This window comes from Streptomyces alkaliphilus, assembly GCF_014141535.1.
GTDB classification, from domain to species: Bacteria; Actinomycetota; Actinomycetes; order Streptomycetales; family Streptomycetaceae; genus Streptomyces; species Streptomyces alkaliphilus.
In genome coordinates, this window is sequence record NZ_VKHT01000960.1 from 1 (window position 1) to 1,900 (window position 1,900).

Consider the following 1,900-nt stretch of genomic DNA (forward strand, 5'->3'; position numbering starts at 1 on the left):
GAGTGGTGGCCGTGCCGCGTGCCGTCCCTGCTCATCCTGTGCCCCCTGCCCGGGCCCGTCCGCCCGTGCCGCGTCGCCCGCCGAGGTGCGCTCCCGACACGTGCGCCGGTCCGCATCGTTGATCACCCGAATGCCAAATGTACGTGTCCGGACGGCCTCCCGGGATGGTTCCGGACCCCAACACGCGGCATCGTTCGGGGTGATGGTCCGCCCGATGTGCCGGACCCCGCACCGGGGAACGGGCGGGACACGGGGGAGAACCGGAGGGCACCACGGCTCCGACACGGGAGTGTGACACCTGTGATGGAGGCGACCGGAGAGGGAGAGGTGAGGGGGGTGGCGTGAAGGGGCTCCCGTGACGACCGGAGGAAAAGGCGCGAAAGCACACCAAAGGCGCTCATCCCCCATAGGGAACGAAGGATCGCGTCGAAACCGTTCCGCCGCCCGTGCGACTGCGCTACGTTCCACCGACATCGGCAACGTCGCCTGCACCTGGTGGATCGATGACACGCGCCATTTCCCTGCAAGACGTCTCCAAGGTCTACCCGCGTTCCATTCCCGCGGTGGACCGGTTCTCGCTGGACATCGCACCCGGCGAGTTCGTGGTCCTCCTCGGCCCCTCGGGCTGCGGGAAATCCACCGTGCTGCGGTTGATAGCGGGTCTGGAGGAACCCACGTCGGGGGAGGTGCTCCTGGACGGGGAGTCGGCGACCGGCCTCTCCCCCGGCGACCGACGACTGGCGATGGTCTTCCAGCACTACGCGCTGTACCCGAACATGACGGGGCGGGGGAACATGGAGTTCCCGCTCCGCATGGAGCACGACGGCGGTGGCGACCACGACCGCCGCATCGACTCCGCCGCCCACATGTTGGGCATCCGCGAACTCCTGGACCGCCTCCCCGCCCAGATGTCCGGTGGCGAACGGCAGCGGGTGGCCATGGGGCGGGCGATCGTGCGCCGCCCGAGCACCTTCCTGATGGACGAGCCGCTCTCCAACCTCGACGCCAAGCTCCGCAACCGGCTGCGGGCCGAGATCGCCGCGCTCACCCACCAGTTGGGGGTGACCACCGTCTACGTGACCCACGACCAGGCCGAGGCGATGTCCCTGGGCGATCGGGTGGTGGTGATGCGCGACGGGGTGATCCAACAGACCGGCCCCGCCCGCGACGTCTACCACCTGCCGAACAACGTCTTCGTCGCGGCCTTCGTGGGCACACCCCGGATCAACCTGCTGCGGGCCCGGGTGCTGGCGCCCCTGGGCGGACGGATGAGTCTGGACTTCGGGTCGCAGAAGATGCTGTTGCCCGAGCCGCTGAGCCCGGACCACCAGTTGCTGCGCATCCAGATGGGGCGCGACCTGACCGTGGGCCTGCGCTCGGAGGCGGTGCGCATCGCCCCGACGCAGGCGATGCGCCCCTCGGAGGCGGTCCTGCAGGGCGTGGTGCGCCACGTGGAGTTCCAGGGACACGAGTCCCTGGTGCACGTCGGCATCGGAGGGGAACCCGCCGACGTGGGAGCCCTGGAGGCGCCGCGGCGTGCCGGGGACCGACAGCGCCGCAACGGCAGCGCGCCCGGCGCACTGGCCCGGCTGCGGCGGCGCTCCCGCTCCGCCCCGGCACGGCACGGGGCGTCCGCCGGCGGGGTGGGGACGGCTCTCGACGCCCCGGAGCGCCCCGGACCGGATCACCGCGGGCCTGCCCCGGTCGAGCGGATCGCCGCCGATCTGGTGGTGCGCACCTCCACCGAGGTGCAGCCGCGACCCGGTGAGCGGGTGCCCCTGCTCATCGACCTCGATCGGCTGTACGTCTTCGACACGGCGGGCGAGCGGATCTGCCCGGTGCCGACGCACGTGCCCGGTCTGGACCGCTGATCGGTCGACCCGGCGGGGCGGGCGGGGCC

The 1,900-nt window shown here is 71.7% G+C and carries 1 protein-coding gene; it reads left to right on the plus strand.

Annotated elements, in window-relative coordinates:
• Positions 1 to 503 precede the first annotated feature (503 nt).
• A complete protein-coding gene (locus tag FNQ90_RS21495) occupies positions 504 to 1,871 on the plus strand; it encodes an ABC transporter ATP-binding protein (protein WP_182607868.1) in 1,368 nt (455 codons plus the stop codon).
• The last annotated feature ends 29 nt before the right edge of the window (positions 1,872 to 1,900 follow it).

Excerpts from the sequence above, each read along its gene's own strand:
- FNQ90_RS21495 (WP_182607868.1), top strand. The coding sequence starts at position 504 with ATGACACGCGCCATTTCCCTGCAAGACGTCTCCAAGGTCTACCCGCGT.